Source organism: Microcystis sp. M_OC_Ca_00000000_C217Col (assembly GCF_007095585.1).
Classification (GTDB): domain Bacteria; phylum Cyanobacteriota; class Cyanobacteriia; order Cyanobacteriales; family Microcystaceae; genus Microcystis; species Microcystis panniformis.
This window is the reverse complement of sequence record NZ_SFBV01000211.1, coordinates 1-3093: the sequence shown is the minus strand read 5'-3', so window position 1 is coordinate 3093 and position 3093 is coordinate 1. Positions and strand designations below refer to the sequence as shown.

The window sequence follows — 3093 nt, the reverse complement described above, 5'->3', positions numbered from 1 at the left end:
CCATTTATGAATGTTTGAATGATGCCCATTTGAAACATAAAAAAGAACTGGATTCCTTGCTGACTCTACGATTTCAGAAGTTTAATAAATCTCAGATTATGAACGTCTAAAGTATAGCACGATCTTTCAGTTATTAATAAAGTAAAGTGGCTCTTCTGGTTTCTGTGTGGAAACGAGGTCTATACTGATACTTTCTTCCGCAAAATAGCCCTAAAAGTATTGCCCGATAAGCATTTCACGATTCCATAAGCAAAAATTATCACACAAAGTCGAGAAGAGCCGTAAAGTGCGGTAAATTTCTGAACTATGGTAATGATCTTGATGTCTGAGATTCATATTTTCTACTTAAAAGAGAGGAAGTGAGGGATTTCCACCACCACTCCAGGGAAACCAAGGAGAGCGAGCATGGAGTGGTAAGAACTAAGAGTTTGTCTCACTTCTGACTCCTTTCCTTCACCACTAACTCTTTGATCCCGAACTGACATTAGCAATACTACCAAAAAGGTTCGGATACCTACACTATCAAGAAAGCGGGGTTATTTTGCACTATAGAGATAACAAAGGAACTGATAGGGGTGGGTATCGCCTAAAAACCGAGTACAGTTCCGATTCTAGAAGTCACTATAAGTTGTATCGGAGCAGCACAAAGATTATGGGAAAAGTAGTTGGAATTGACTTAGGGACGACTAACTCCTGCGTCGCGGTTATGGAAGGGGGTAAACCCACCGTTATCGCCAACGCCGAAGGGTTTAGAACTACGCCCTCAGTCGTCGCCTACGCCAAAAGTGGCGATCGCCTAGTAGGACAAATCGCCAAACGTCAAGCGGTAATGAACCCGCAAAATACCTTTTATTCCGTCAAACGCTTCATCGGCCGGAAATTCAACGAAGTTACCAACGAAGCCACAGAAGTATCCTACAAAACTCTCCAGGACGGCAACGGCAACGTTAAATTAGACTGTCCCGCCCAGGGCAAACAATTCTCCCCCGAAGAAATTTCCGCCCAGGTACTGCGGAAACTGGTGGAGGATGCCAGTAAATACCTCGGCGAAACCGTTACCCAAGCAGTCATCACCGTACCCGCTTATTTTAATGACTCCCAACGTCAAGCCACCAAAGATGCCGGGAGAATTGCTGGGGTTGAAGTTCTCCGCATTATCAACGAACCCACCGCCGCCTCTCTTGCCTACGGATTAGACAAAAAAGCTAACGAAACCATTCTCGTTTTTGACTTGGGTGGGGGAACCTTTGACGTATCGGTTCTAGAAGTGGGTGATGGTGTCTTTGAAGTTCTTGCTACCTCTGGAGATACTCATCTCGGTGGTGATGACTTCGATAAAAAAATCGTCGATTATCTAGCCGGAGAATTCAAAAAAGTTGAAGGAATAGATCTCCGTCAAGATAAACAAGCCCTGCAACGTCTCACGGAAGCGGCAGAAAAAGCCAAAATTGAGCTTTCTAGCGTTACCCAAGCGGAAATTAACCTGCCCTTTATCACCGCTACCGCCGAAGGACCAAAACACCTAGATACCACTTTAACTAGAGCTAAATTTGAGGAAATTTGCGCCGATTTAATTGATCGCTGTCGGATTCCCGTCGAAAACGCCATCCGTGATGCCAAAATCGATAAATCTGCCCTCGATGAAGTGGTTCTCGTCGGTGGTTCAACCCGGATTCCCGCCGTCCAGGAATTAGTTAAAAAAGTTCTGGGCAAAGATCCTAACCAAAGCGTTAACCCCGATGAAGTGGTAGCCGTCGGCGCCGCTATTCAAGGTGGTGTTCTCGCCGGTGAAGTCAAAGATATTCTTCTGCTTGATGTTTCGCCCTTGTCTTTGGGTGTGGAAACCCTCGGCGGTGTGATGACGCGGATTATTCCCCGCAACACCACTATTCCCACCAAAAAATCGGAAGTTTTCTCCACGGCAGTGGATGGACAAACTAACGTGGAAATCCACGTCCTGCAAGGGGAACGGGAAATGGCCAAAGATAACAAGAGTTTGGGAACTTTCCGACTCGATGGCATCCCTCCCGCTCCTCGTGGTGTGCCTCAAATCGAAGTGGTTTTCGACATCGATGCTAACGGTATTCTCAATGTCACCGCTAAGGATAAAGGTACAGGAAAAGAACAATCGATCAGCATCACCGGCGCTTCTACCTTGCCCCAAAATGAAGTGGAACGCATGGTAAATGAGGCAGAATCGAACGCCTCGGTGGATAAGGAACGTCGCGAACGCATTGAACGCAAAAATCAAGCTGATTCCCTGGTTTATCAAGCTGAGAAGCAGTTGGAAGAGTTAGGCGATAAGGTTCCCCCATCCGAGAAAAATAAAGCCCAAGGGTTGATTAAAGACCTGAAAGAAGCGATCGCTCAAGACGATGATGGTAAGATCAAAACCATCCTACCGGAATTACAACAAGCCCTCTACGCGATCGGTAGCAGTATGTATCAGCAAGCGCCCCCTAGCAATCCCACCGGTGGCAATGATAACAATGGCCCCTCTGGTGGTGCTGGTGGTGGCGATGATGTCATCGATGCGGAATTCTCCGACGCTAAATAAAAATTAAGTTCTTAGCTTCGGGAAGGACACAAGTTACCTTGTGTCCTTTTTTTGTTGCAGCTTTCTTAAAGATAAACCACATCAGGGTTTCCCTACGTCAACCCATCGCTACCAAGATAACTAAACAAGCATAAATCGACTAAATCCTTATCTGGCAAGAGATTTAATTGATTAGTTCGCTCTAGACAAAAAACAATTAACAAAAATCGCTAAATGCCTTTCTATATAAGGGTTCCATCCCTTATAACCCCTGTCCATTGCATAACACAAACCGAAGAGCCGTTAAAGTAATAACTGGTTAACTGAATACTGGTGTTATCTTGAACTACTCCAATTAAGTCACTTCCTTGATAGATGGCTGTATCTAAAGCAGAACTACCAGCCCAATCTTCTCTTCTGAGACTGAGAGAACCACCCTTGGTAGTGATTCGGTAGTAGTGGTAAGCCATCTTGCTTATCTGGACTGAGTCGTGTAGAATATTTACTAATAAAAATAATTGCTTGATAAATGTTGGGGATTTGCTTTTTATGATTGC

1 protein-coding gene and 2 pseudogenes are annotated in these 3093 nt (G+C 44.9%); 2 read left to right on the top strand and 1 reads right to left on the bottom strand.

All coding sequences use genetic code 11. The features are described 5' to 3' along the window. Both EWV66_RS12695 and dnaK read left to right on the top strand, forming a co-directional pair. A pseudogene (locus EWV66_RS12695) lies at positions 1–110 on the top strand (IS630 family transposase); the annotation flags it as partial. Positions 111–652: 542 nt separating this feature from the next. After that, on the top strand, positions 653–2557 hold the full coding sequence (gene dnaK / locus EWV66_RS12690) for a molecular chaperone DnaK (protein WP_287107608.1): 1905 nt from the start codon (positions 653–655) through the stop codon (positions 2555–2557). Between the two features lie 221 nt (positions 2558–2778). Here the strand turns inward: dnaK and EWV66_RS12685 are convergent. After that, positions 2779–3093: pseudogene (locus tag EWV66_RS12685) on the bottom strand (hypothetical protein); the annotation flags it as partial.

Bases quoted from the DNA above. Each gene is read 5' to 3' on its own strand.
- dnaK (WP_287107608.1), top strand. From the start codon at position 653: ATGGGAAAAGTAGTTGGAATTGACTTAGGGACGACTAACTCCTGCGTC.